Raw genomic sequence first — 25,932 nt, forward strand, 5'->3', positions numbered from 1 at the left:
TAGCAGTTGTACGAGGGTCCGGTTCAGGATCTGATCGACGAGTTGGGCAAGCTGCCCGGCGTCGGTCCGAAGAGCGCCCAGCGCATCGCCTTTCATCTGCTCCAGGTGGAGCCGCCGGAGATCGATCGGTTGCAGGCCGCCCTGCAGAAGGTGCGCGACGGCGTGCGGTTCTGCGTGGTCTGCGGGACGGTCTCCGACGGTGAGCTGTGCCGCATCTGCGCCGACCCGCGGCGGGACCGCACCATGATCTGCGTGGTCGAAGAGCCCAAGGACGTACAGGCGATCGAGCGCACCAGGGAGTTCCGCGGCCGCTACCACGTGCTCGGCGGCGCGCTCGATCCGCTCAGCGGTGTGGGCCCCGATCAGCTGCGGATCCGGGAGTTGCTGGCGCGCATCGCGAATCAGGAGGACGGTGTCGACGTCACCGAGGTGATCATCGCGACCGATCCGAACACCGAGGGCGAGGCCACCGCCACCTATCTGGTCCGGATGCTGCGCGACTTTCCCGGCCTGAGCGTGACCCGACTGGCTTCGGGCCTTCCGATGGGCGGCGATCTGGAGTTCGCCGACGAGCTGACCCTCGGTCGCGCGCTGTCGGGGCGGCGCGCGCTGTAGCCCTGCTTGCGACAACACATTTGCGCGCTAAGGGGATTGCGCCGCGGCGAGCGTGGGTTACTGTGTCGGGGATGAGCATCGAATTCGTGCTGACGACGCTCGTCATCGTCGCCACCCCCGGTACCGGTGTGCTGTTCACACTCGCGGCCGGTCTGTCCCGAGGCACCAGGGCCAGTGTGATCGCGGCCTTCGGCTGCACGCTCGGCATCGTTCCGCACATGATCGCGGCGATCACCGGCTTGGCCGCGGTCCTCAATGCCAGCGCGGTCGCGTTCCAGACGCTGAAATACCTCGGCGTCGCCTACCTGCTGTACATGGCATGGAACACGTTCCGGGACAAGGGCGCGCTCGCGGTCCCGGAGCGGGCCGAGCACGCCGCACCGTCGGCGCGCAAAGTGATCACCTCAGCGGTGCTGCTCAACATCCTCAACCCCAAGCTGACCGTCTTCTTCTTCGCGTTCCTGCCCCAGTTCGTGCCCAGCGGCGCGCCGAACGCGTTGGCGCGCATGCTGGAACTGAGCGGCATTTTCATGCTCGCCACCTTCGTGGTGTTCGCGATCTACGGCGCCTGCGCGGCCGCGGTGCGCGACCGGGTCATCTCGCGCCCCGCCGTGGTGACTTGGATGCGCCGGGCCTTCGGCGCTTCATTCGTCGCCCTCGCAGGCCGTCTCGCCACCCAGAACCAGTGAGCGGACTTCCGCTCGGAGCCGGGAAGCGCGCGGCGGTGGGCGGTTCAGAGTTCGACGCGGGACCAGGGGAGGCTGGGGAAGCGAGCCCGGTTGTCGTTGGCCCAGTCCCAGATGACGGCGGCTACGGTGGCGGGATCGGCGACGGTGGTGCCGAAGTGCTTGTCGGGGGAGCCGTCCCGGTATTCGAGGGTGTAGACCCCGGTGTTCTCGCGGTAGGTCTGGATATAGAACTGCTCGCCGCGCTCCACGACGAGGTACGGGTTCGGCGGGCTCAGCTCGGGAACCCACTGCTCGGCGAGTGCTTTGGTGAGGTACGGGAACTCGCCCGCGCCGCCGTGGGTGACGGTGGCCGCGATGTGCCCGGCGGGATCGATCAGCCAGGCCAGCTGCGGGTCGTAGACGGCGTAGTTCAGTGGTGTCGCGAGTTCGAACAGCAGGTGGCGCACGAAGCCGATCGCGTCATACGGGCAAGATACGTACAGCGCCGCGCCGGTCGCGGCGCCGCCCACCGGGACAGTGCTGAGAAAGCTGTCCTCTTCGGGTAGCTCCGCGTTGCGTCTGTTGAGCTCGGCCGCGATCTGCGCGACCACCCCCGCCTCGGGGATGCCTTGCTGGGTGCTCAGGTAGGCGTCGACCTGCGCGATCGACGACGCGACACCGGAAGGCAGCAACACGTGGTCATAGCTCACCTCGGCCAGGGTACGGAACCGCGAAAACCCGCCGACGGGTCCCGTCGCCTTCGGTGCACCGGCAGCCGCCCGCGAGATCGCCGCAATCGATGACGAAGGCGTGTCGAGCGTGGGCGGGATCAATGCACATCTCGTCGGTGCATTCGGAGATCCGGCCCGCATGCACGATCAAGGTTCCGTGGCAGTGGTCGAACGCCGAGTCGCAGGATGAACAACTTGTTGTGCCCATGTGACCTCCTGGAGAGACCGGAGTTGTCATTCGGTGATATTGGCGCCGCACTGGGTGCGGTAGGACCATTGTCGCGTGTGTTGCCGCACTTTCTCGATCATTCAGCAATCATGTCGCAACTTTTTCTTTGTGACGGGTATCGTTCCCAACTCGCTCGATCTCTAGAGCTGTTACGTGCGAAAATGGCAGCACGATCCACCGATTCCAGTCCGTCGGACACGCTCGCTGCACGTCTGATCGAAATGCTCGAGGGTTTCCGGCGACTGTTTAGCATCCTTGATGGCGGAAGTGAGGTCGGCGCGGTGGCGGTGCGCGATGAGCCGCGAGAGACGGCGACCGGTGCGAATGCGCGCGAGCAGTTCGCGCGCTACCGCGCCGAAGGTGCCGGCACCGCCGCGTACGACGAATGCGGTAGGCCCACCGCGAGTTACTACGACGAATTGGTCGATGCCGAGGGCAAAGTGCGGCCGATGTGGCGGGAGTTGTCGGCCGATTTCGTCGACCTCGGCAGCGACGGACTCGATCGGCTGGACAGCCGGGTGCGCAGGCTGGTCGATGACGACGGCATCACCTATTTCGAGGCCGGTGCGTCGGCCGAAAGCGCGGCACCGAGCCCGTGGCGCCTCGACCCGATCCCCCTGCTGGTCTCCGCGGACGACTGGAGCCGGCTGGAGGCGGGCCTGGAACAGCGTTCCCGATTACTCGACGAGGTACTCACCGACATCTACGGCCCGCGCAGGACGCTCAGCTCGGGACTGCTCGCACCGGAAGTCGTGTTCGGCAACCGCGGTTACGTGCGAGCCGCGCACGGCATCACCGTGCCGGGGCGGCATCAGCTGTTCCTGCATGCCTGCGACCTCAGCCGTTGGGGCGACGGCCGATTCCGGGTGATCGCCGACCGGGCGCAGGTGCCGTCGGGCGCCGGATACGCGCTGGCCGATCGCAGGGTGGTGGCGACGGCGATCCCGGAGTCGTTCGAGCACGCCAATCCCCGGCCGCTGACCCCTTTCGCCAGGGCGATGCGGGCGATGCTGATCGAGTCGGCGCAGGCCGACGACGACGAGCCGGTGATCGTGGTGCTCAGCCCCGGCGTGCACTCCGAGACCGCGTTCGATCAGGCGTATCTCGCCTCGACGCTGGGCTTTCCGCTGGTGGAAAGCGCGGATCTGGTGGTGCGCGACGGGGCGCTGTGGATGCGGTCGCTGGGCACGCTGAAGCGGGTGGACGTGGTGCTGCGGCGGGTGGACGCCGAGTTCTCCGATCCGCTCGACCTGCGCCCGGATTCCCGGCTCGGTGTCGTGGGACTGGTCGAAGTGCTGCGGCGCGGGGCGGTGACCGTGGTGAACACACTGGGCAGCGGGCTGCTGGAGAATCCGGCGCTGGCCGGGTTCCTGCCTCGGCTCTCGCGCCCGCTGCTGGGGGAGGACCTGCTGCTGGAGAGCGCGCCGTCGTATTGGGGTGGCGACGACCGGGAGCGCGCACACCTGCTCGCGAATCTGGAGACGTTGATCATCCGCTCGGCGGTCGACGGCGCCACGCTGTTCGGACCCGAACTGAGCCGGGATCAGCGGGACGACTTGATCGCCAGGATCGACGCATGCGGATGGCAGTGGGTCGGTCAGGAACCGGCGCAGTTCTCCGTCGCGCCGGCCGTGCGGGAGCATGGTGGACTCGCCGCGGCTCCGGTCGGTATGCGGCTGTTCTCGCTGGCCCGGCGTGGCGGCTACACCGTGATGTCCGGTGGTCTCGGCCAAGTGCGTGAGCGCATGGTGCCCGACGGCGTCGTGACCAAGGTGGCCGCCAAAGACATCTGGGTGCGTGCCGCGCCGACGACCGCCGCCGCGGTCGGCACCGAGCCGCTTCGTGAGGAACGCGAACGGCCCACCGTCCCGGTTGTGGAATCGATCAGTTCCCCGCGTGTACTCAACGATCTGTTCTGGATGGGCCGCTACGGCGAGCGCGCCGAGGCCACCGCGCGCCTGCTGATCGCCACCCATGATCGCTATCAGGAGTTCCGCTACCGTCCCTGGCTGGAAGGCGCGGACGCGCTGCCGGTCCTCTTGGCCGCCGTCGGCCGGACCACCACCACGGCCGCACCGACCGACGGCCTGTTCGGTCCAGAGGAGCAAGACCTTGCTGCGCAGCAGGGTTCGGCCTCGCGCGCGGGACACGACTACCTCGTCGCGCTGACGATAGACCGGGAGCAGCCCGGGTCGCTGGCTTTCGCGATCGACCGGTACGGCATCGCGGCGCGAGCCGTGCGCGACCAGCTATCGGTGGACACCTGGATGATTCTCGGCGCGGTCGACCGAGCACTGGCCGACTATCGCGGAACGGCGGGTGACGAGGAGGCGGAGCTCTCGCAGGTGCATTCGCTGACCCTGGCCGGTCTGCTCGCATTGTCCGGCATCGACGCCGAGTCGCTGGTACGTGAACCCGGCTGGTACGTGATGGACATCGGCAAGCGCATCGAGCGCGGACTCACGCTGACCGCACTGCTGTCGGCCGCGCTGATCCAGGAGTATCCGGAGGAGACCGAACGCGAGGTCACCGAATGGGTGCTGCGCGTCACGGAGTCGTCGGTGAGTTATCGCCGTAGGCACCGGGATTCGGTGCGGATCGCCGCCGTCGCCGCGCTGCTGCTGTTCGACACCGGCAACCCGCGATCGCTGGCGTATCAACTGGACCGCCTCGATGCCGATTTCCGCGCGCTGCCCGGCGCGGCGCGATCGTCGCGCCCGCGGCGGCTACTGGCGGATGCGCAACGCATGCTGCGGCGCTTGGACCCCGACGACCTGGAAGTCACCGACACGGACGATCGGCGGACCGAATTGGCCGAGCTGCTGGAGGGGGTGCACGTGCGGTTGCGCAAGCTGTCCGAATCGTTCGAGACCACCACACTGTCGCTGCCGGTCGGCATGCAGCCACTATGGGGTAGCGCGCAGGTTGTCGGATGATCGCCGGGGGCGCGGCCCGGCGCTATCGGGTGGAGCACCGCACTACGTACTCGTATTCCGGGGAGGTCATCAGCTCCTATGGACGCGCGTTTCTGACGCCGCGCGATTTGCCTGGCCAACGGCTACTGACACACGACATCCACATCGACCCGACGCCGTCGGACCGGTCGGTCGGCGGGGACGTGTACGGCAACGTCGCCTCCTTTTTCCACGTCACCGCGCAGCATCGCGTCCTCGCCGTCACCGGTGCGTCGCTGGTCGAGGTCGACGCGCCCGTTCGCGATCCGGCCGACACCGCGCAGCTGTGGGAGGTAGCGCGTCCGACCAGTGCGAACGGACCGCTCGCCACGGAGTTCGCCCTCGACCTGCACCCGCGGGAGATCACTCCGGAGATCGTCGCGTACGCGGCCGAGTCCCTCCGGCCGGGCCGGCCGCTGCTGGACGCGGTGGCCGAATTGAACACCCGCATCTTCACCGATTTCACTTACATGTCCGGCGCCACGACCGTGTCGAGCAAGGTCGCCGACGTGTTCGCCGCCCGCGCCGGCGTCTGCCAGGACTTCGCGCGGCTCGCCTGCGCCTGCCTGCGGTCGCACGGTCTCGCCGCCAGGTACGTGTCCGGTTATCTGGCCACCGATCCGCCCCCGGTCAGCGCACCGTGGACGGGCAAGGAGCGGATGGTCGGCGCCGACGCCACCCACGCCTGGGCGGCCGTGTGGCTGCCCGGCACCGGCGAACACGACCGCACCGGCCACTGGATCGACTTCGATCCCACCAACGACCAGTTCGGCGACGAGCGGTACGTCACCGTGGCATGGGGCCGCGACTACGCCGACGTACCTCCGCTGCGCGGCATCATCTACACCGACGCGAAAGACAGCGCCATCACCGTGTCCGTCGACGTTTCCGAGGTCGACGGGTGATCACCGTGCGCACGGCCGTGGCCCGCTGTCTGGCCGGTCACACGCTCAGCTCTCGGCGTGCGCGCGGCGCGAACTGTGGAAGCATCGTAGGTAGCCCGTAGCCGACCGTCCGGTGGCGCCGCGGTTCCAGCCGGAATTTTCGGGGAACTGACGCCGGAATGGGGACGAAATGAACAAGCACATGACCGACACGTGGGCGGCAGACCAGCTCGCATTCCGGCCGGACGTATCACACGAGGACCTGCGCAAGCTGGTGGAGCGGATCCGGGCGGAAGGTCTCCCGGATGCGCTGTGGCTGATCCTGCGGCCGTGGACCACCGAACCACGGCGGTGGCACCCGGAGGTGTACGGCATCGATGTGCCCGAGGTCGAGGGCGGCCCGTGGGTCTGCGAGCTCAACGCACCGGTCAGATGGCACTTGCTGATCGGTGGCCTGGAATCGGTCGAGTGGGTGAACAACCGTCCGACCATCGACGAATTGGGCCGGGCCTGGGACAAGCTCGAAGCGGCAGGCATGCGCCCTTCGGTCTGCGTCAACCTCGGCCCGGCCGGGCACGACCGCTGGCAGGTGCACGTCGTGTCGGTGTCCGCGCTCGGCAAGATCGACGACGACACCATGAGCGATGTCGGCGAGACCCTCGGTGGACGACTGGGGTATTGGTCGATGAACCCCGAGTGGATCTTGTGGCGAACCGACAACTGAGACTCGCGGTTGAACCGACGACCATTCCGGCCCGGAGAAATTGACTGCGCCGCGCTTACGCGGGCAGCCGACAACTCTTCGACACCGCCGCTCTGGACTTCTGCGGCCACCGGTCGACAGATCGAGCTTTCGTTCAGGCGCGCAGGCGCTCGCGGCGGAGCTGGTCGACCTCGGGGAGGTCGAGTGGGGCCAGTTCGGTGACGCCAAGGGCGCGCATCAGCAACAGGTCGGCGAGTTCGGGGTTGCGGGCCAGTACGGGGCCGTGCATGTAGGTGCCGATCACCGAATCCTGGACGACGCCCTCCAGCCCGTCTCCGACACCGTTGCCGACACCGCGGGAGACGCGGGCCAGTCCGGTCGCGTCGCCGCCGAGCTTGGTGCCACCGCGGTGGTTTTCGAAGCCGGTGAGCGCCGCGGTGAGCCCGTCGAGCAGCGGTGTGGTCGTCACCTCGCCGATGGCGCGCTTGTGCTGCGGCGATGTGGTGACGTCGATCAGGCCGACGCCGTCCACCCGCTCGCCCGCCGAGGTCTCGTACCACTGGCCGAGCACCTGGATGGCCGCGCAGATCGCCAGCACCGGAGCGCCTTTCGCGGACGCCCGCTGCAAGCCGGGGTAGCGCTGCAGGTGCCGGGTGGCCAGCCGCTGCGCGGAGTCCTCCGCGCCGCCGAGGGTGTAGATGTCCAGCGAATCGGGCACCGGGTCGGGCAGCGTGATATCGACGATCTCGGCGTCGTAGCCGCGCATACGCAGCCGCTGACGCAGCACGAGCGCGTTGCCACCGTCGCCGTAGGTACCCATTACGTCCGGCAGAACCAGGCCGATCCGGATGGTCGATTCACTCATACTCTGTCCTCTCTGGCATGCGCGGAACCCTCCATGGTCACGCTTCGCTGCCGCCTCCGGGCCTGACCGCTCATGCCGTGTCCTCTCTGGCATGTGCGGAGCCCTCCGTGGTCACGCTTCGCTGCCGCCTCCGGGCCTGACCGCTCATGCCGTGTCCTCTCTGGCATGCGCGAAGCCCTTCATGGTCACGCTCATGCCGTCCGCTGCTCGAGGTCGCGGTTGAGATCACGGAACGCGGTGTAGTTCGCCAGCACTTCGACGTGGCCCGCCGGGCACGACGCGATGGCACGCACCGGGTCCGGCACCGTGGTGTGCGCGACACCGGCGTAGGTCAGCCGTACCGCGAGGTCGGTGGCGCGTTCGCCCGCCGCGACCACCTGCACGCCTTCGAAGTGCTCGAACCGTACATCCCACAGCCAGGAGAGGTCTTCGCCGTCGGGCACCTGACCGTTCACCGCGATCACCAGGCCCGCCGAGGTCGGTTCGATCATCGACAGCGCCTCCTGCCACCCGGCCGGGTTCTTCGCCAGCAGCAGACGGGCGTCGTGCTCGCCGACCTGCACGGTGCGGTAGCGACCCGCGATCTCGCGAACCGTCCCGGCGGCCGCCACCGCCTGCGCGGCGTCGGCGCCCAGCGCGACGGCGGCGGCCACCGCCTGTGCGGCATTGCCGCGATTCGCCCGCCCCGGCAGTGCGAGCCGCAACGGGAAACGCGCGCCGTCCCGGCCGATCAGATCGTCTCCGTCCAGCCACCAATCCGGTTCGGGGCGTTGGAAATCAGCACCGGTGCTGCGCCAGTGCGCACCCTCCCAGATGATCGGCTCACCGCTGCGCGGGCAGCTGGTCGCGTCCATCGCCCAGCCGCTGCCCGCGGCCACCCACACCACATTGGGGTGGTCGTAGGCGATCGAGGTGACCAGCACGTCGTCGCAGTTCGCGATCACCACGGTGGCCGGGTGCTTCGCCAGCCCCGCGCGCAGCTTGCGCTCGATCATGTTGATCTCGCCGACCCGGTCGAGCTGGTCGCGGCTGAGGTTCAGCAGGACCACCGCCGAGGGGTTGAGCGAGTCGGTGACGTGCGGCAGATGCAGTTCGTCCACCTCGATCGCGGCCAGCGGAGCGCGCCGGTGGGCGTTGAGCGCGGCGACGATGCCCGCGTCCATGTTGGCGCCGTCGGCCTGCGTCGCGACCTGGCCGAGCGTGCTGAGTGCGGCGGTGGTCATCCTGGTGGTGGTGGACTTGCCGTTGGTGCCGGTCACCAGCACGGTGCGCCGCTGCCGTCCGAGCTGGTCCATGACCGTCGGATCGATCTTCAACGCGATCAGGCCGCCGATCATCGAACCCTTGCCGCGACCCGCCTTCTGCGAAGCCCAAGACGCCGCGGCCGCCGCCGCCAGCGCGAGCCGCCCGCGCACCGATATGTCTGCCACGTCGCGAGTCTATGTTCGCCCCGCGATCCGGGCGCGGCGCGGTCTCCAGGGGCGTGGGCCACCCGCCTCAGTCGCGGTAGAGCTTCGCCTCGTAGTTCTCCGGCGCGTAGTAGCGCTCCAGCTGCTCCACCGTCTCGGTGATGTCCCTCTGCACCTCTTTGACCAGGCAGGCAGCGCTCGGCAGGGTGTCCTGCGGCCACTGCTGCGGCTCCCACAGATGGCTGCGCAGGAACGCCTTGGCGCAGTGGAAGAAGATCTGCTCGATGTCCACCTCGACGGCGAGGATCGGGCGATGGCCGCGCACCACCATGTCGTCGAAGTAGGGCGCGTCACGCACCAGCCGGGCTCGCCCGTTGATCCGCAATGTCTCGCGGCGGCCCGGAATCAGGAACAGCAGGCCGACGTGCGGGTTGGCCAGGATATTGAGGTAGCCGTCGGCGCGCCGGTTGCCGGGACGCTCCGGGATGGCGAGCGTCGTGTCGTCGAGCACGCGCACGAACCCAGCCGGATCGCCCTTCGGCGAGGCGTCGCAGTTGCCGTCCGCGTCGCTGGTGCTCATCACCAGGAACGGGGAGGTCGCGATCCACTCCCGGTCCCGTGCGTGCAGGGCGACCCGCTCCTTGGTGGCGGCACGCGGCATCACTTCGCCGAGCAACTGCCGCAGGTCCGCCGGGTCGGTGATCTCGTTCGGGACGGTGCTTTCGCGCATACTTCGATTCAAGCATCGCCCGGGACCGTGTGGCGATCGAATTCCCTTCGGGTGTGCTCAGATCGATCGCCCGGCCGGGATCAGACCGGCACGTCGAACATGTTCCGCTGCCCGGCCGCGTAGCGATCGGCGTCGATACTGCGCAACGGCTCCAGTTCCGGCGCCCGGTACAGCGTGAACATCCGGCAGCGCTCTGCGTTCGAACCGGCCACGTCCAGTAGCGCATTCACCGCGGCGCGCGCGGATTCGTTGGCGCCCTCCATGGTCGCCAGATCGACGTTCGTGCGCACGTAATCGCCTGCCAGGAACAGGTTTTCCAGCGCGCCGTGCGGGGCGGGCCGATACTCCCACGAACCGGCCGTGTTGATCAGCAGCGGGTCGGCGTTGGCGTTGCGCCGCTGTCCCTCCTGCCAGCTGATGCCCGGGTCGAGGAACCAGGAATGCAGGTCGGCGTCGCGCAGCACCTCACCGCGATCGTCGAGGTGGGCCTTGATCTGGGCCCATGCCTCGCGAGCGATCTCCTCGTGCGTGCACTCCTTGGCCGGTTTGCCGAACAGCATGCCGGGGGTGTTCCAGTCGGAGATGTCCACCGACAGGCAGTCCTGCACGCTGCCGTCGCCGAATTCGCTGAGCTTGTGGCGCCACAGCTGATTCTGGCTGATCGAGGTGAGCGACCACGGCGCGTCGACGTAGGCGGTGTGGCCGCGCGAGATGTCGGCCGGTCGGCGCAGGTAGAACTGGATGCCGTTCATCCAGTCGGTGACCAACCGGTCCATCCCGGCCAATTCCGGCCGCACCGCCAGCACCTGCGGTGACCACAGCGTGCGGGCCTGCTCGGCGGGCAGCGCGACGACGAAGTAATCGGCCTCGATGGTGCGCTCGGCGCCGGTTTCGTCCACCGCGCTGGCAGCGGTGATCCTGCGGTCTCGCACCTGGAGTCCGCGCACTTCGGTGCCGAGCACGAATTCCGCGCCCAACTCACGGATCCGCCGCATCCACGGGTCGATCCAGACCGCGTTGGTCGGGCCGTTCAGCACGCGGTCCAGCCCGCCGTCGTTGCCGATCTCGAGGGGATTGCCGAGGAACTGCTCGCCCATGGTGCCGATGGTGCGCACGCTCGCCGCATTTTCCTTCGCGGCGACCATGATGCTGGTCAGTGTGCGGGACAGCAGCGCACGGAACTCGTGTGAGCGCGCGTGGCCGCCGACGAAGTCGTGCCAGGAAGTGTGCTCCCACTGCCCGAGGCGGCGGGCATCGCAGCTGGAATTGAAGACCAGCAAGCGTTCGGCGAAGTAGATCCCTTCCCGGGGAGGCATTTTCAGCCCGGTCGCCAGCGCAGCGCCGAGCGTCTCCCGGAAGCCGTCCGGGGTGAACCCGGACCGTGCGCGCGGACCGAGCGGCACGCGGAAGTCGTCGCCACCGCGGCGGGCGAAGCGCGCCTCCGGCACCGCGACCAGGTTGTCCCAGACGCCATTCGAGTTACCCGGGAACGGGATTCGGCGCATGGTGTCCGGCACGTGTTGATAGAAGCCGGGGAAGAAGCGAAACCCGTGTTCCCCGGGGAGGTCCGGCCGTCCCCCAGCTCCGGTTCCCGGCACGCCGACGCTGCGGGCTTTGCCGCCCCACGCGCGTCTTTCGTAGATGGTGACCCGGAATCCACGTTCGGCCAGCTCATGCGCCGCGGTCAAACCGGCGACACCGCCACCGAGTACCGCGACCCGCGGACCGCCCGGACTCGCCGCTACCGGCGCCGGTTTCAGCGCACCCGCCGTCAGTCCCCCCGCCGTTGCCACCCCTGCCGCAACCGTGCCACGAAGCAGTGCTCTCCGCGAGACGGTCCACCGATGTTCTGCCATGCGCCGATCTGCTGTCTAGCCTCGGGACCAACTTCCACGCTCGGGCACTACTGTAAAGCGGTAGGTCTTCCCGGTCGCGTCGACCCCGCAAACCGATTGTTGTCCTATCGGTGCGGTCGAGCGATACCGAGCGCGGGTCGTCCCGTACCTATCAGGGCTTTCGTCGGCGGGGCGGCGGCGTCCACCGGTCGCGGCTTGCTCGATGTCGCGGCAAAGGCGCCTGTGATCACCACGGCACCACCGAGAAGCGACAGCGGGGTAGGGACCTCGCCGAGGAATGCCCAGGCGGCAGCTATCCCGACGACCGGAACCAGCAGCGAGAACGGGGCGACCATGCCCGCCGGGTAACGGCCCATCAAATACGTCCACAGTCCGGTGCCGACGACCGTGGCCAGGACGGCGATGTAAGCCAGCGCCACCAGGGCGGGCCAACCGGCGAGTGAGAAGGAATCGGTGAGGGCATGCAGACCGGTGGTCGGCCCCTCGGTGAACACGGACAGTACGAACAGGGGCAACGGCGGAATAGCGGTGGTCCACAGCATCAGGTGCAGCGGATTGACACAGGGGGTCTCGGTACCGGCCGAGCGAGCGCCGATATTGCCGAATGCCCAGCCCAGCCCGCCAGCGTCAGCAGCACCGGAAGCAGAGTGGCGTGTTCCAGCCGGTCCCACCCGATCACCGCCATTCCGGCGACCGCGACGGCGATGCCAGCGACCTGCACCGGCCGGATCCGCTCGCCCAGCAGCAGCGTACCGAGCACCACGGTGAACGGCGCCGAGGATTGCAGCACCAGCGAAGCGAGCCCGGTCGGCATCCCCACCCGCATGGCGGTGAACAGGAACGCGAACTGCAAGATGCCGAAACCGGTGCCGTACAGCAGGATCCAGCGCGTCCGCACCGGTGGGCGCGGAATGAACAGCAGCGCGGGAATCGCCAGCACGGCGAAACGCAGTGCCGCGAAGAAGAACGGCGGGAAGTGATCGAGCCCCACCCGGATGGCGAGGAAGTTCAGTCCCCAGAGCAGGACGACGGTGCAGCCGAGCAGGCGATCGCGAGTGGTCACGCGTTTCATCGTGCGGCCGCCCAACCATCAGAACAATCGAATAAATATGGACAAATAATGTAGTGTCGCTTAATGGTTTCCGGATCCGAGAAGGTGGTGCCCGGCCCGCCCATGGCCTTGGAACGGCTGCGTGTGCTGCGAGAATTCGCCGATCGCGGCACCGTCGCCGCTGTCGCCGCCGCGTTGTCGATGACGCCCTCCGCGGTCTCGCAGCAGCTCAAGGTGCTGGCCAAGGAAGCGGGCGTGGCCCTGCTCGAACCTGACGGCCGACGCGTCCGGCTCACCGACGCCGGGCGGGCGTTGGTGGTGCGTGCCGACGAGGTGCTCGCGGCGATGGATCGCGCGGTCGCCGAGATGGCGCACTATCGGGGCTCGCCGCGCGGCCGGGTCCGCGTGGCGGTATTCCCTTCGGGTGGCGCGCTGTTGCTGCCGCATGTGCTGCGAGGCATGGCGGACAGCGGTGTGGACGTGGTCGCGCGAGACGAGGACGTGCCCCCTTCCGAGGTGGCGCGACTACTCGCCGACTATGACGTGGTGCTGACCCATCGCGACGAACGCGCCGCGCCGATCGCCGATCCACGCGTCGCGACCCGGGTGCTCATGCGTGAACCGATCGACGTGGTCGCGGCTCCGACGCATCGGCTCGCCGGCCGATCGGCTGTCGCGCCGGAGGAACTCGCCGACGAGACCTGGCTGAGTGTGCGCGGCGGCTTCCCGGTCGACGACGTGCTGCGCTCCATCGCCACCGTGACCGGCGTGCAACCGCGTATCGCGCAGCGTCTCAACGATTTCCGCGTCATCGAGACGCTGGTCGCCACCGGCTACGGCGTCGCGCTCATGCCGCGCCACGCGGTGAGCGATCCCACGCTCGCGGTGCTGCGTCTGTCCGGCGTGCGCGCCGCCCGGATGTACGAACTGGCCATCCGGCCGCGCGCCGACGCCCGTCCGGCCATCGCCGCCGTGCTCGCGGCCTTCGAGTCGGCCGCCGCGCTGGCGACCGCCGACTCCGCGACACCAGCGGATAGGACGGTGTCCTGAGCCGTGCGGACATCGCCGCGCCACGGTGGATGTGCCTGTTGCGCCGGGCAATACCGAGAACTGCCCGGCGAACCGATCACATTCCGGGCGGCCCGGGGTAACGGTAGGGGTGCTGAGACTGCGTGCCGACGTAGTTGAAGTCGTCCGCCACCATCGCGGCCAGCTCGAGCAGCGCCCGCCGTGTGGGCTTGCTCACCAATTCCAGATCGATCTCGGCTCCCTCGGCGAGGTGGTCGTCGAACGGCACCACCTGCACCGCGCGGGTGCGGTCGAGGAACAACTTGCGCAGCTGGTCGAGATCGACGGTCGACGCGCCGCGCCGGGAAGCGTTCACCACCACGACCGTTCGCTCCACCAGCTTGCCGTAGCCGTGGTGATCGAGCCAGTCCAGGGTGGCCGACGCGCTGCGCGCGCCGTCGATGGCCGGGGAGGTGACCAGCACCAGCGAACTGGCCATGTCGAGCACGCCCGCCATCGCGGAGTGCATCAAGCCGGTGCCGCAGTCGGTCAGGATGATGTTGTAGAACGACTGCAGGATGCCGATCGCCTTGCGGTAGTCCGCCTCGCTGAACGCCTCGGAGACCGCCGGATCCTGTTCACTGGCAAGCACTTCCAGGCGGCTCGGCGCCTGCGAGGTATGCGCCCGCACGTCCGAGTACCTGCTGATGTGCTGGTCCTCGAGCAGGTTGCGCACGGTGGACCTGGTCTGGCGCGGCACTCGGTGCGCCAGCGTGCCGAGGTCGGGATTGGCATCGATCGCGATCACCCGGTCACCGCGCTGCGATGCGAAGGTCGAGCCGAGACCGACCGTAGTCGTGGTCTTGCCGACGCCACCCTTCAGCGAGAGGATCGCGATCCGATAGTCGCCGCGCACCGGCTGATTCACCCGGTCGACCAAGTCCTGATAGACGACGTCGGCGGCCGACTCGCCCGGGTTGATCATGCCGCCGGAGGCCTTGTGCACGGCACGGCGCCACCCACTGCGCGGCGCCCTGCGGGCCCGCCGGAGCAGATTCAGATCGTTCACCGAGTGCCCCGGCTGTCCGGGTTGCGGCACATGCTGCGGCTGGAACGGCTGGGCGGTCTGATGCGGGTTCGGCCCGCCCAGCCAGCCCGGGCCCTGCGGTTGCCCGACCGGTGGCGGGGGCGGCGGCGGTTGGTAAGCGGGCGGCGGTGGCTGATGCGTCACCGGCGGAGGCGGCGGAGCCCAGCTGTAGATCGGCCCGCCGGGCTGATCGGGCTGCGGCGCAGCGGATTCCGGCTGCGCGGAGTCGACGCGCCGGACCAAGCCGTCGGGGCCGATCTCCTGGCGGTACTCGTCGTAGCTGTGCTCGGGACCCTGCCCGGGTACGGGGTGGCTACCGCTGGGACTCGGCGGCGGTTGAAATGCGCCGGTAGGGAACGGCTCCCCGGGAAAAGTCGGCGGCGCATACGCACCGGCGCCCGGAGAAGCGTACGGGCCGTAAGACTCGGAGGGTCCGGACGGCGGAGGACCGTAGGACGGTGCGGGCCCGGCAGCATGCGGGTAGACAGTGGTCTGCTCGGTCGAGCCTTGCGGCTCCGGCTGTTCGGGCTGTGCGTCCGGCTGATCCAGCCCATCCGCCACGTCGGTTTCCTTCGCTTCCCCGCCGCCGGTGTGCTCGGTCGACGGGTCGGTGGACGGTGACTCCGCCTCGGTGACTTCGGCCGTGTCCACGGAATGACTCTGCAGCCAGGGCGGAGAGGTCGGATTGTGGTCGTTTGTTGTCACGGTTCCCCCATCTGCTCGGGAATTCGAGCAGAGAGCTCGGCGCTTGGAGTGCGAATCCACGCTAGCACGGGGTTCGCTGCGCCGTGTCGCGGTAGGTAAGGCGGACGCGCCGAGCGACACGCCATCGACAACTGGTCTGCGACAGCGGGATCGGGCGCCGCGCGGACGAACCGCCGCGGCGCCCTCGCCGGACACGTTCCGGGACAGGCGTACCTCCGCCTTCGCTCCGGCCATGCGCAGGCTTAGGACGGACTACGTCCGACTGTGTCCTTTATGCGTACTGCGCCTTCGCTCCGGCCATGCGCAGGCTAAGGACGGACTACGTCCGACTGCGTCCTTTATGCGTACCTGCGCCTTCGCTCCGGCCGTGCTACTCGATCAGTGGGCCCGGTTGACCGCCGATACCACCGCACGCAGCGACGCGGTGGTGATCGAGGTGGCGATGCCGACGCCCCACACCACCTTGTCGCCGATCGCGCATTCCACATAAGCGGCGGCCTGCGCGTCGTCGCCCGCGGACATCGCGTGCTCGGAGTAGTCCAAGACCTCGACGTCGTAGCCGACGCTCGCGATCGCGTCGACGAACGCGGCGAGCGGTCCGTTGCCCTTGCCGGTGATCTCCTGCTCGACGCCGTCGACCTTCACCACCGCCACGATCGAGTCGACCCCGCCGTCGGTCTCCGACGCGGTGACCCGCTGGCGCATCCGCTCCAGCGGACGGATCGGGCTCAGGTACTCCTCGGAGAAGACATCCCACATCTCCTTGGGCGTCACCTCGCCGCCCTCGCCGTCGGTGATCCGCTGGATCGCCTGGGAGAACTCGATCTGCAGACGCCGCGGCAGCGCCAGCCCGTGATCGGTCTTCATGATGTAGGCGACGCCGCCCTTGCCGGACTGCGAATTGACCCGGATGACCGCCTCGTAGGTGCGGCCGACGTCCTTCGGATCGATCGGCAGGTAGGGCACTTCCCACACGATGTCGGCGACGTCCGCGCCGGAGGCGTCCGCCGTGGCCTTCATCGCGTCCAAGCCCTTGTTGATCGCGTCCTGGTGGCTGCCGGAGAACGCGGTGTAGACCAGATCGCCGCCGTAGGGGTGGCGCTCGTGCACGGGCAACTGGTTGCAGTATTCGACGGTGCGGCGGATCTCATCGATGTCGGAGAAGTTGATCTGCGGGTCGATGCCGCGGGAGAACAGGTTCATCCCCAGTGTGACCAGACACACATTTCCGGTGCGCTCGCCGTTGCCGAACAGGCAGCCCTCGATCCGGTCGGCGCCGGCCTGAAAGCCCAGCTCGGCGGCGGCCACGGCGGTACCGCGGTCGTTGTGCGGGTGCAGCGACAGCACGATCGCGTCGCGGCGGGCCAGGTTGCGGCTCATCCACTCGATCGAGTCGGCGTAGACGTTCGGCGTCGCCATCTCCACGGTGGCGGGCAGGTTGATGATCAGCGGCTTGTCCGGTGTCGGCGCGATGATCTCCGAGACCGCGTCGCACACATCCTTGGCGTACTCCAATTCGGTGCCGGTGTAGGACTCCGGGCTGTACTCGTACCGCCAGTTGGTGTCCGGGTAGCGCTTCTCGGTCTCCAGGCACAGTGCCGCGGCGTCGGTCGCGATCTTCTTGACCGCCGCGCGATCGGCGCGGAACACCACTTTCCGCTGCAGGATCGAGGTCGAGTTGTAGAAGTGGACGATGACGTTCTGCGCGCCGGCGCAGGCCTCGAAGGTGCGTTCGATCAGCTCGGGGCGACACTGGGTCAGCACCTGGATGGTCACGTCGTCGGGGATCGCGCCGTCCTCGATGATCTCGCGGACGAAATCGAAGTCGGTCTGGCTCGCCGAGGGAAAGCCGACCTCGATCTCCTTGTAACCCATCCGCACCAGCAGATCGAACATGCGGCGCTTGCGAGCCGGGCTCATCGGATCGATCAGCGCCTGGTTACCGTCGCGCAGGTCGACCGCGCACCAGCCGGGCGCCCGATCGATGACCTTCTCCGGCCAGGTGCGGTCGGGCAAGCTGATCGGCTCGACCTCCTCGGCGAACGGCCGATAGCGGAAGGTCGGCATGGAGGAGTTCTTCTGCTTGTTCCAGGCCGGCTGGCCGGCGGGAGCGGGTTTGCTCGGCGCCGTGATGGTCCTGGCACCGGAAACGAACGCGTCAGCAGGGGACATGGGGAGTCTCTCCGTGGGGTGTGGTTTTTCCCATAGGGCTGGGTCGACCGGCGCGGCAAAACCCCGCGACGGGAGCCGGTCCGATCAGACCCCGTCGCGGCGGTCGAGAAGAAGTGCCCGCTGCATGATGTCCGCGAGTTTACCGTGCCGTCCTAGCGCCGGGAAGGGTGGTGCCGTCGTCGGGTGATCCGATGACCCGCTACGGTTCGGTCCGATAGTGGACACGCTTGTACGGGCCCGGGGGTCCGACGGGACGTCGAAGGATAGCTATGACCTGGCTGGAGCAATTGGCCGTCTTCGGTGCGGGCATCGCGGCGGGCGGTATCAACACGATCGTCGGCTCGGGCACTTTGATCACTTTTCCGGTCTTGCTCGCCTTCGGCTTGCCGCCGGTCACCGCGAATGTGTCCAACACCATAGGTCTGGTCCCCGGTTCGCTCAGTGGTGTGCACGGCTACCGCCGCGAACTCGCCGGGCAGCGGGACCGGCTGCTGCGGCTGGGCACCGCGTCGCTGCTCGGGGGCATCACGGGGGCGGTGTTGCTGCTCGTGCTTCCGCCCGCGGCGTTCAAAGCGATCGTGCCGGTGCTGATCGCTTTGGCGTTGGTCTTGGTCGTGGTGCAGCCGCGGCTGGCGAGCTGGGTGAAGCGCCGGAGGGAGAACGACGGCGCGCCGGTCCCGGAGCACGGCGGAGCCATCCTCTTCGCCGCGATCTACGCGGCCGGTATCTATGGCGGGTACTTCGGCGCCGCTCAGGGCGTACTGCTGATCGGGTTGCTCGGCGTCTTCGTGCACGACGACATCCAGCGCCTCAACGGGACGAAGAACGCGCTCGCGTTGATCGTGAACGCCGTGTCCGCGGTGATCTTCATCGTGATCGCGGACGTGGACTGGCGGGCGGCCGCGTTGATCGCGCTCGGTTCGATCATCGGCGGCCAGCTCGGTGCCAAGATGGGCAGGCGGATGCCGCCGACCGTGTTGCGCGCGGTCATCATCGTGGTCGGTCTGATCGCGGTGATCCGACTGGTGACGTCATAACTTCGTCCGGCTGCTCCTTTCAGGGGGCGGCCGGGGAATCTCAGGGTCCGATGTCAGCCCTGAGGAGGACGACGCCCGGCCGTGCGTGGGCACAGGATGATGTCCGTGCGTAGCTGGAAGTTGGTCGTCGTCGCCCTCGTCATCGTGCTACCCGCGGTGAGCGGCTGTGCCGGAACGCCGAGCCGCCAGGAGTCGGCTGTCGCCGAGCTGGTCGCACAGGCCGATGCGGCGCCGACACCACGGCTGGACTGGGCGCCGTGCGCGGAAACGCGGCTGAGCAAGTTCGAGTGCGCGACCGCGGCCGTGCCGGTGGACTACGCCCGTCCCGACGGCCCGACCCTCCCGCTCGCGGTCGTGCGGCAGCGGGCCACCGATCCGGATCGGCGGATCGGCACGTTGTTCGCCGCGGTCGGCGGTCCTGGCGGTTCGGGATTGCGCTGGGCGGCGGAGGGGGAGTTGTCCGGCGGCGAGATCGCGCGCCGGTTCGACGTGATCACCTTCGACCAGCGCGGCGTCGGTCGCAGTGGCCAGGTCCGTTGTTTCCCGGACGCCGAACAGCAGCGACGGTTCTGGTCCGGCGCATGGCTGCCGCCGGCCAATCCGGAACAGGAGCGCGCCGCCGCCGCGGCGAGCCGCGAGCTGGCGGCGGGATGTGCCGAACACGGCGGCGAGCTGCTCGGGCACCTCACCACCGTCGACGTCGCGCGCGATCTCGACCTGCTGCGCCGCGCGGTCGGCGAACCGCGGCTGACGTACGAAGGCGGTTCCTACGCAAGCTATCTGGGCCAGGTGTACGGCGCGCTGTTCGGCGACCGGGTACGCGCGCTGCACCTGCCTTCGCTGATCGACCCGAACGCATACACCAACGACACGCGCAGCTCGATCGAGAGCACCGCCGCCGGTACCGAGCAGGTGCTGAGCGAGTTCCTGCGACTGTGCGCGGAGGCGGGACGGCCGCGCTGCGCCTTCGCGGCCGAGAGCGGCTCGAACGAAGCCGTAGCACAGCGTGGTACCGGTCTGCGTGCCCGCAACGACGCTGTGCTGCAACGTCTTCGGGAGGCACCGATCGTGGTCGGAACGGGCGAGCGGGCGCGCACGGTCACCTACTCCGAGGCGATGTCATCGCACGCGCTGCTGCTGTACGACCCGAAAGAGGGCTGGCCCGCGCTGGCCGGACTGCTCGCCGAGCTGGAGCGCGGTCCGCAGGGCAACCCGGACGCCGTGAACGAGATCTTGACGACAACGGCGGCCACGGATGACTTCCTCGATTCGTTCACCGCGATCTCGTGCGCGGACAACACCTTTCCGCGTGATCCCGACCAATGGCCCGCGCTGGCAAGGGATCTCGCCGCTACCAGCCCCACCTACGGCGCGTTCTGGCTGTATATGCGCCAAGCCTGCGCGTCTTGGCCGTCGCCGCCCGAGGGATATGGCCAGCGCTACACCGGTCCGTGGATCCTGCGGTCGGACACCCCTGCTCTGCTGGTCAACAACCGATTCGATCCGGTCACCCCGCTGACCGCCGCACGGCGCGCACAGCAGGAATTGGTGAACGCCAGGCTGGTCGTCGTGGATGGCGGGTATGGGCACACCCCGCTCAACGACTGCACCCGGAAGTTGCGGGAGCGCTACCTCATCGACTTGCAGCTGCCCGCTCCGGGAGCCACCTGTCGCGCCGACGAGACGCCGTTCGGTCGATAGCAAAATCGGATATCTGTTCACAAAACGGGAATACCGGTAGTCTGCGCACGCTAGGCGTGATGATGGAAGGTGACTGGTGCGTAGACGTGCCTTGTTCAAGGCGGCGGGCACGGCCGCGCTGCTCGGTGCTGTGGGAACGATGGCCGGTACGAGCGCGGCGTCCACGGACCCGGCCTGGGAGGCTTTGTTCCGCGGGTGGGTACCGGAAATCTTTGCGCCGCTTCCTGATCCACCGCAGCACTCGCCCGCGATAGTCATCGGCTCCGGCTTCGGCGCCGCGGTCACCGCACTTCGCCTCGCCGAGGCCGGGATCGTCACCACCGTGCTGGAACGCGGTTCACGCTGGCCGAACGACCCGTGGCGGGAGATCTTCACCGGCGACGACCTGCCCGACGGTCGCGGCTTCTGGCACCGCACCCACTTCACCGGCGTCACCAAGGTGCCGATGCGGTTCGCCAGCTTCGGCGGCGTGCTGGACTGCACGGAGTACCCGGGCATCGATGTCTGGCGTGCGGCGGCGGTCGGCGGCGGCTCGGTGATCTTCAGCGGAGCCATGATCGCCCCGGAACGCCGTTTCTTCGACCACGTCTTCGGCGGCACCGTCGACTACGGCGAGATGGAGCGCGTCTACTACCCGCGGGTGCGGGAGATGCTGCGGCTGAGCGCGATGCCAGCGGACATCTACCACTCCTCGCCGTTCACGCACTCCCGCGCCTGGGACGACCAGGTGCGCAAGGCGGGCTACCACCCGCAGCCGAACGACTCGATCTTCAACTGGGACATCCTGCGCGGCGAACTGGCCGGGGCCACACGGCCTTCGGCCACCGCGGCCAGGAGCAATCTGGGCAACTCCAACGGCGCCAAATTCGACCTGAATCAGAACTACTTGAGGTACGCGCAGAACACCGGCCGCTGCGCGATCTTCCCCGGCCACCGCGTCGACGCCATCGCGCAGGACGGCGACCGCTACGCGGTCACCGTGGCGAAGCTGTCGCCCACCGGTGAGGTGCTGGCCACCCGCACCCTCACCTGTGATCGGCTGTTCCTCGGCGCGGGTTCGATCGGTACCTCCGAACTGCTGGTCCGGGCCCAGGCCACCGGTGCGCTACCCCGCCTGAACGAGCACATCGGCGACGGATGGGGCACCAACGGCGACGTGGTGCTCGCCCGTGGCGCCAGCGCGCTGGCTGGGCACGGCCAAGGCGTGCCGAGCGCGAGCCGGATCTTCGACGAATCCGGCGTGCCGCTGACCCTGGAGAGCTGGTACATCCCCGGTATCCCGTTCGAGACCGGCGCGCTGGCCTCGCTCGGCATGGTGCTCGACCCGACCCGCAGCCGGTTCGGCTACAACCGGGCCACGAACGGCGTCGGGCTCAGTTGGTCGGCGAAGAACCGCGACGACATCGTGGCCGCGGCGCGCGCGGTCGACCACCGGATCGCCGAACGCGCGGGCGCGCTCGTCGAATACGGCGCTCTCGGTTATGACGCGAACGCGTTGTTCACCGCGCATCCGCTCGGCGGCGCGGTGCTGGGGCGGGCCACCGACAACTACGGGCGCGTGCACGGCCACCCCGGGCTGTACGTGATGGACGGCGCCGCGGTGCCCGGCAGCACCGGAACGGTCAACCCGTCGCTCACCATCGCCGCACTGGCCGAACGCAATATCGAGGCGATCGTCCGCGGCGGGCGCTGATCGCGTCGCCGCCGCTTGCCTCCCGGTAGGCGTACCTCCGCCTTCGCTCCGGCCATGCGCGGGGCTGAGGACGGACTACGTCCGGCAGCGTCTTTTATGCGTACCTCCGCCTTCGGTCCGGCCATGCGCGGGTTGAGGACGGACTACGTCCGGCAGCGTCCTTATGCGTACCTCCGCCTTCGGTCCGGCCATGCGCGAGGCTGAGGACGGACTACGTCCGGCAGCGTCTTTTAGGCGTACCTCCGCCTTCGCTCCAGCCATGCGCGGGGGCGGCTGAGGACGGACTACGTCCGGCACCGTCCCTTATGTGTATCTCCGCCTTCGGTCCGGCTGTGCGCGGGTTGAGGACGGACTGCGTCCGACAGCGCCCATTAGGTGTTCTCCTCAACCGTGCCGAGCGTGCTTGCCGCGTACTACTGTCGGCGGCACCGTTCGGCGTCGAAGGGATCCGCAGTGTCCGCTCCAACCCCCAGCTCGGGCATCGATCGCTCGTCTCCCGAGCGATACGGTCTGCGGGAGGCACCGCAGCCGCAGGAGTATCCGCGCAAGCCGCCCCAACTGTGGACCGATTTCGTGATGCTGGCGCTGGCCATCGTCTCGGTGGCGCTGGTCGTCTGGATCACCTTCTTCCCGGTCTCGGGGCACACCTTCCGCGTGATCGTGTTCGTCGACTGGTCGTTGTGCGCGGTGTTCGCCGCGGAGTTCCTGTGGCGCTGGCGCCGCGCGGGCTGGCCGTGGACCTTCCCGCTCGTCTACTGGTACGAAGTCCTCGGCATGATCCCGGTGACCAGCCCGTTCTTCCGCGGTTTCCGGCTGCTGCGGATCGTGGTGATCGTCGTCCGCCTCGCCCGGGTGGCCGACCGGGTGTTCGGTGACCGCGTGACGGCCGCGGTGGTGAACCACTTCGTGGCGACCATCGTGGACACCATCCGCCGTCCGATGACGATCGCGGTGATGGACGAGGTGGCGGACGTGCTGCGCACCGGCCACTACACCCGCAATATCGCGGCGGCGCTGGAGGAGAACCGCGCCGAACTGGACGAGATGATCCTCGAACTGATCAAGAAGGACCCGCAGGCGGGCCGGGTGCGCTACATCCCGTTCCACGACGACATCATCCGGCTGATCGCCGACACCACGTTCCGCATCGTGTTCCAGGTGCTGGAAGACCCGCGGACCGACGAACTCGTCTCGGACATGTTGCGGGAGAACATCGATCAGATTCGCGACGCGGTCCGCGACGGCGTCCGGGTGCCGCCGTCCGCGTACGGCCCGACGCTGCCGGAGAACGGCGTGCGGCACCAGCTCAATCGGCTGCCGCGTGCCTGATCTCGTCCCTCGGCTGCGCGAATCGAACGGTCTCCCAAGCGATCAGGCCGATCAGGACGACGCACAGGAGGGACAGCGACGCCAGCGCGGGCAGCGCGCAGGCCAGCGGGATGAGCGCGAGCAGCACCGCCGCGGCGACCACCCGGGGCACCGTGATGACGCCCGTGGCGTAGTGCTTGAACCCCACGAGCGCGATCAAATACAGCGCGACGCCGCCGTAGAGGCAGTACAGCGGAATTCCGTAGAGCGCGTCCTTCAGGGTGTGGTGTGCGGAGTCGCCGACGTAGTAGAGAACCTTCTTCAGCCCGAGCGACAGCGCGATGATGCCAACGATCATCGGAAAATGCCAGAAGGTGTAGGAGCCCTGCGCGATCTTGATCTGCCGAACGCCTTCGGCGCGGACGAGTTCGTGTTCCACCGAGAGAGCGGCCACGTCGAAATACGCCCACCACAGCAGGCCGGAAATGGCCAGACCCAGTATCGAGCCGAGCGCGATCGGCCAGGTGATCGGCAGCCCCGCCACTCCGATGCCGATCGAGACGATGGATTCACCGAGCGCGACGATGATGATCAGCCCGTACCGCTCGACGAAATGTTTCGCCGAATTCAACCGCCAATCGGTCCCCGCGAACAGCGTCCACAGGTAGTCGCCCGCGATGGCGGCGATCCACAGCGCGATCTGCACCCGGCCGGACGTCATGGCGGCGATGACCAGCAGCGTGGTGCCGATGGAGATCGAGCCGAGCGCCCAGCGCAGCACCTGGTTCCGCAGTTTGGAGTCCTCGGAGCTGGCCAGCAAGAACATCCCGACGTGTACCAACCGGACGATCAGGTAGGCGATGGCGAAGACCAGCGGGCCGAACCAGCCGCCGGTCTTGTCGTCGAATGCCTCGGGAATGGTGAGCGCGGCGAGGAAGGCGCCGCCCATGGCCACGAACATCGCGACCCGTGCGATGCCCTCGTCGGCGCGGATCACGTTGCCGAGCCAGGAGTAGGCGATCCACAGCCACCACATCACCGCGAGTACCAGCAAGGCGCGCAGCATGTTCTTCGCGCTGGTGTCCTCGGCGGCCAGGCCGGTGACCATGGTGAACGCGAAGACGAGCACGAGGTCGAAGAACAACTCGAGCTGGGTTACCGATGCGCCTGCCGCCATCGGCTGGAACCGAACCCGCTTGGTACCGATCATGGTGCATATCGTCGCACTCCGGCCGGTTCGGCGCCGGATTGCCGCCTGGTGGGGCCGGGGATTTCGCGCAGAGCGCAGCGCCCCAGGCACTCATTCGCTTTGGCTATATGTGTTGATAGGTTTCTGGTTCCGGGAAACGCTCGGCGAAATCGATGAAGCACTCCACCACTACTTCATTGGCCTTGCGGACGGTGCGTTTGAGCAGAAATCCGGGAATCGGGAGGGGCAGATACAGCTCGACGTGGTACCAGACGTGCGTGCCGTCGACGCTGTCGGACACCTCGAACCAGCCGCCGCCCCGAACACCGCGAGTGCTGTCGGCGACGATCCATGAGCACCGGTCATCGGTCCAATCGTATTCCAGCACTTGCAGATCCGCGCTGCCGAGCAGTTCCGCCTTGACGAAGACGCGCCGCGGCCTGCGCCACCGGTCGCGCGTCGCGACCCGCACGTCGCTGTAGGAGGACGACCATTCCGGTAGTGATTCGACGGCGATCAGGGCGTCCATGACCTGTTCGGGGGCGATGTCGACGAGGAATCGGATATCTGTTTTGGTGCGCATGGCATACCTCCGACCCCCGCGTGGACAAGTCGGCCGATTGTCGCCGCCATTTGTCGGCGTCGTCAACCTGACCGCTGACGCGATTCTCGATTACCCCGGATAACGTGCCGTTATCTGCTCGAGATCGGGGATTGGACACTGCCCGAACAACTTCCGAGTAGCAGGTTTTTCGCGGAAGGGGTCCCGCTGAGCCCGCTCGCATACGATCGGGATCGGAAAGAGCGGCGCCGTCCGACGCCGTCGGTACGGGTGGAGGTTGTCATGAAGTACGCCGAACTGCTGGCGCAGGTGCGGGACACGATCACGGTGCGCCGGGTCTACGGGGAGCCGTACGAATCCAACGGGGCAGTGATTATTCCCGCCGCCTCGGTCGGAGGCGGCGGGGCAGTGGAACAGATGCCCAGGGGGAGGGCGGCGGCGAAGGAGCGGGGTTCGGTGTGGGCGCCAAGCCCGTCGGCGCGTACGTGCTGCGCGACGGTCAACTCACCTGGCACCCGGCCGTGGACGTCAACGCGATCATCGAGACGGTCGGCAAAGTGCTGATCGCGGGAATCGTCGCCTTCGCGCTGACGCGCCGCCGTACGCGACGCGCCTGACGGGTCAGCCGGGCGAAGTTCTTCCGGTAGCCCGCGCCGGGCCGAGCGGAGACCGAGGCAGCCGCATAAGGGCGCTGCCGGACGATGTCCGTCGATAGACCGCGCCGGGCCGAGCGAAGGCTGAGGCAGCCGCATAAGGGCGCTGCCGGACGATGTCC

20 protein-coding genes and 1 pseudogene are annotated in these 25,932 nt (G+C 68.2%); 11 read left to right on the top strand and 10 right to left on the bottom strand.

Going from position 1 to position 25,932, the window contains the following annotated elements; all coding sequences use genetic code 11:
• Positions 1-6 precede the first annotated feature (6 nt).
• Both recR and ACWPXK_RS04010 read left to right on the top strand, forming a co-directional pair.
• Complete coding sequence (gene recR / locus ACWPXK_RS04005; RefSeq protein ID WP_195129485.1) at positions 7-615, top strand: recombination mediator RecR; 609 nt, start codon at positions 7-9, stop codon at positions 613-615.
• A 71-nt stretch (positions 616-686) separates the two neighbouring features.
• Entirely contained in the window at positions 687-1,304 is a 618-nt protein-coding gene (locus tag ACWPXK_RS04010) for a LysE family translocator (protein ID WP_454194630.1), read from the top strand.
• A 44-nt stretch (positions 1,305-1,348) separates the two neighbouring features.
• Here the strand turns inward: ACWPXK_RS04010 and ACWPXK_RS04015 are convergent, their stop codons facing one another.
• Positions 1,349-1,993, bottom strand: coding sequence for a hypothetical protein (locus ACWPXK_RS04015; RefSeq protein WP_454194631.1), 645 nt, complete (start codon positions 1,991-1,993; stop codon positions 1,349-1,351).
• A gap of 411 nt (positions 1,994-2,404) precedes the next feature.
• Between ACWPXK_RS04015 and ACWPXK_RS04020 the strand changes: the two genes are divergently transcribed.
• The 3 genes from ACWPXK_RS04020 (at position 2,405) to ACWPXK_RS04030 (ending at position 6,805) form a co-directional block, all read left to right on the top strand.
• Positions 2,405-5,179 carry a circularly permuted type 2 ATP-grasp protein gene (locus ACWPXK_RS04020; RefSeq protein WP_454194632.1) on the top strand — a complete coding sequence of 925 codons (2,775 nt, stop codon included), beginning with the start codon at positions 2,405-2,407 and terminating at the stop codon, positions 5,177-5,179.
• Positions 5,176-6,102, top strand: a complete 927-nt coding sequence (locus tag ACWPXK_RS04025) for a transglutaminase family protein (RefSeq protein WP_454194633.1) — start codon at positions 5,176-5,178, stop codon at positions 6,100-6,102. The genes ACWPXK_RS04020 and ACWPXK_RS04025 overlap by 4 nt, the downstream gene beginning before the upstream one ends.
• Positions 6,103-6,283: 181 nt before the next feature.
• The gene (locus tag ACWPXK_RS04030; RefSeq protein ID WP_454194634.1) at positions 6,284-6,805 is read left to right on the top strand and encodes a hypothetical protein; all 522 of its coding nucleotides are present in this window, start codon (positions 6,284-6,286) and stop codon (positions 6,803-6,805) included.
• A 133-nt stretch (positions 6,806-6,938) separates the two neighbouring features.
• On the opposite strand, the gene ACWPXK_RS04035 is transcribed toward ACWPXK_RS04030, so the two are convergent.
• From ACWPXK_RS04035 to ACWPXK_RS04055, 5 genes and pseudogenes are all read right to left on the bottom strand, one after another.
• Positions 6,939-7,649 (bottom strand): type 1 glutamine amidotransferase, encoded by a 711-nt coding sequence (locus ACWPXK_RS04035; RefSeq protein ID WP_454194635.1) that lies wholly within the window; start codon positions 7,647-7,649, stop codon positions 6,939-6,941.
• Between the two features lie 191 nt (positions 7,650-7,840).
• The gene (locus ACWPXK_RS04040) at positions 7,841-9,079 is read right to left on the bottom strand and encodes a MurT ligase domain-containing protein (RefSeq protein ID WP_454194636.1); all 1,239 of its coding nucleotides are present in this window, start codon (positions 9,077-9,079) and stop codon (positions 7,841-7,843) included.
• A 67-nt stretch (positions 9,080-9,146) separates the two neighbouring features.
• Positions 9,147-9,788: a pyridoxamine 5'-phosphate oxidase family protein gene (locus ACWPXK_RS04045; protein WP_454194637.1), complete on the bottom strand. Its 642-nt coding sequence runs from the start codon at positions 9,786-9,788 to the stop codon at positions 9,147-9,149.
• 80 nt (positions 9,789-9,868) lie between these two features.
• Entirely contained in the window at positions 9,869-11,644 is a 1,776-nt protein-coding gene (locus ACWPXK_RS04050; RefSeq protein ID WP_454194638.1) for a hydroxysqualene dehydroxylase, read from the bottom strand.
• Positions 11,645-11,748: 104 nt separating this feature from the next.
• Positions 11,749-12,707 (bottom strand): annotated as a pseudogene (locus ACWPXK_RS04055) (EamA family transporter).
• A 111-nt stretch (positions 12,708-12,818) separates the two neighbouring features.
• On the opposite strand from ACWPXK_RS04055, the gene ACWPXK_RS04060 reads away from it, so the two are divergent.
• Positions 12,819-13,745 (top strand): LysR family transcriptional regulator, encoded by a 927-nt coding sequence (locus ACWPXK_RS04060; protein ID WP_454195436.1) that lies wholly within the window; start codon positions 12,819-12,821, stop codon positions 13,743-13,745.
• Between the two features lie 76 nt (positions 13,746-13,821).
• Here ACWPXK_RS04060 and ACWPXK_RS04065 read toward each other — a convergent pair whose 3' ends face one another.
• The gene (locus ACWPXK_RS04065; RefSeq protein ID WP_454194639.1) at positions 13,822-15,441 is read right to left on the bottom strand and encodes a MinD/ParA family ATP-binding protein; all 1,620 of its coding nucleotides are present in this window, start codon (positions 15,439-15,441) and stop codon (positions 13,822-13,824) included.
• 432 nt (positions 15,442-15,873) lie between these two features.
• On the bottom strand, positions 15,874-17,667 hold the full coding sequence (leuA, locus tag ACWPXK_RS04070; protein WP_454194640.1) for a 2-isopropylmalate synthase: 1,794 nt from the start codon (positions 17,665-17,667) through the stop codon (positions 15,874-15,876).
• 269 nt (positions 17,668-17,936) lie between these two features.
• On the opposite strand from leuA, the gene ACWPXK_RS04075 reads away from it, so the two are divergent.
• From ACWPXK_RS04075 to ACWPXK_RS04090, 4 genes are all read left to right on the top strand, one after another.
• A complete protein-coding gene (locus tag ACWPXK_RS04075; protein WP_454194641.1) occupies positions 17,937-18,704 on the top strand; it encodes a sulfite exporter TauE/SafE family protein in 768 nt (255 codons plus the stop codon).
• A gap of 105 nt (positions 18,705-18,809) precedes the next feature.
• Positions 18,810-20,405: an alpha/beta hydrolase gene (locus ACWPXK_RS04080; protein WP_454194642.1), complete on the top strand. Its 1,596-nt coding sequence runs from the start codon at positions 18,810-18,812 to the stop codon at positions 20,403-20,405.
• A 76-nt stretch (positions 20,406-20,481) separates the two neighbouring features.
• Positions 20,482-22,098, top strand: a complete 1,617-nt coding sequence (locus ACWPXK_RS04085) for a GMC oxidoreductase (RefSeq protein ID WP_454194643.1) — start codon at positions 20,482-20,484, stop codon at positions 22,096-22,098.
• Between the two features lie 453 nt (positions 22,099-22,551).
• Entirely contained in the window at positions 22,552-23,427 is an 876-nt protein-coding gene (locus tag ACWPXK_RS04090; protein WP_454194644.1) for an ion transporter, read from the top strand.
• On the opposite strand, the gene ACWPXK_RS04095 is transcribed toward ACWPXK_RS04090, so the two are convergent.
• Entirely contained in the window at positions 23,405-24,616 is a 1,212-nt protein-coding gene (locus ACWPXK_RS04095) for a low temperature requirement protein A (RefSeq protein WP_454194645.1), read from the bottom strand. The genes ACWPXK_RS04090 and ACWPXK_RS04095 overlap by 23 nt on opposite strands.
• A 103-nt stretch (positions 24,617-24,719) precedes the next feature.
• Positions 24,720-25,178, bottom strand: a complete 459-nt coding sequence (locus ACWPXK_RS04100; RefSeq protein WP_454194646.1) for an SRPBCC family protein — start codon at positions 25,176-25,178, stop codon at positions 24,720-24,722.
• 437 nt (positions 25,179-25,615) lie between these two features.
• Here ACWPXK_RS04100 and ACWPXK_RS04105 point away from each other — a divergent pair, with 437 nt between their 5' ends.
• Positions 25,616-25,774, top strand: a complete 159-nt coding sequence (locus ACWPXK_RS04105) for a hypothetical protein (protein WP_454194648.1) — start codon at positions 25,616-25,618, stop codon at positions 25,772-25,774.
• The last annotated feature ends 158 nt before the right edge of the window (positions 25,775-25,932 follow it).

The organism is Nocardia sp. Marseille-Q1738 (assembly GCF_965283145.1).

Bases quoted from the DNA above. Each gene is read 5' to 3' on its own strand.
- ACWPXK_RS04010 (WP_454194630.1), top strand. From the start codon at position 687: ATGAGCATCGAATTCGTGCTGACGACGCTCGTCATCGTCGCCACCCCC.
- ACWPXK_RS04020 (WP_454194632.1), top strand. From the start codon at position 2,405: ATGGCAGCACGATCCACCGATTCCAGTCCGTCGGACACGCTCGCTGCA.
- ACWPXK_RS04025 (WP_454194633.1), top strand. From the start codon at position 5,176: ATGATCGCCGGGGGCGCGGCCCGGCGCTATCGGGTGGAGCACCGCACT.
- ACWPXK_RS04030 (WP_454194634.1), top strand. From the start codon at position 6,284: ATGACCGACACGTGGGCGGCAGACCAGCTCGCATTCCGGCCGGACGTA.
- ACWPXK_RS04035 (WP_454194635.1), bottom strand. From the start codon at position 7,649: ATGAGTGAATCGACCATCCGGATCGGCCTGGTTCTGCCGGACGTAATG.
- ACWPXK_RS04045 (WP_454194637.1), bottom strand. From the start codon at position 9,788: ATGCGCGAAAGCACCGTCCCGAACGAGATCACCGACCCGGCGGACCTG.
- ACWPXK_RS04050 (WP_454194638.1), bottom strand. From the start codon at position 11,644: ATGGCAGAACATCGGTGGACCGTCTCGCGGAGAGCACTGCTTCGTGGC.
- ACWPXK_RS04060 (WP_454195436.1), top strand. From the start codon at position 12,819: ATGGCCTTGGAACGGCTGCGTGTGCTGCGAGAATTCGCCGATCGCGGC.
- leuA (WP_454194640.1), bottom strand. From the start codon at position 17,667: ATGTCCCCTGCTGACGCGTTCGTTTCCGGTGCCAGGACCATCACGGCG.
- ACWPXK_RS04075 (WP_454194641.1), top strand. From the start codon at position 17,937: ATGACCTGGCTGGAGCAATTGGCCGTCTTCGGTGCGGGCATCGCGGCG.
- ACWPXK_RS04095 (WP_454194645.1), bottom strand. From the start codon at position 24,616: ATGATCGGTACCAAGCGGGTTCGGTTCCAGCCGATGGCGGCAGGCGCA.
- ACWPXK_RS04100 (WP_454194646.1), bottom strand. From the start codon at position 25,178: ATGCGCACCAAAACAGATATCCGATTCCTCGTCGACATCGCCCCCGAA.